Annotated in this window: 1 protein-coding gene; it reads left to right on the forward strand. The window is 59.9% G+C overall.

The annotated features are described in order from the left end of the window. Positions 1 to 397: IS21 family transposase (locus tag ACZ2IA_RS23410; protein ID WP_470294881.1), on the forward strand; the 397-nt coding region annotated here is incomplete at both ends.

Here is a 397-nt window from a genome sequence, read left to right on the forward strand (position 1 = left end):
TTTCAGGAACTTCAACAAGCCGGTTTCACCGGGGCCTATTCCCGCGTGACCGCTTTCATTCGGAAATGGCGAGCGGAAACGGCCAGCCCGTCGACCAAGTCGGCCTTCGTCCCACTCAAGTTCGCACTCGGCGAAGCCTTTCAGTTTGACTGGAGCGAAGAATCGCTGTTGATCGGTGGTATCCATCGCAAGATCATGCTGGCCCACCTCAAGCTCTGCGCTAGTCGTGCCATTGCCCTGGCGGCCTATCCCGGCCAGAGTCATGAGATGCTGTTTGATGCCCACACGCGAGCGTTCCAGATGCTGGGTGGCGTTCCCACTCGCGGCATCTACGACAACATGAAGACCGCCGTGGACAAGGTGCTGCCGGGCAAGGGGCGTGTCGTCAACGCCCGCT

This window comes from Crenobacter sp. CS_VA4 (assembly GCF_055597485.1).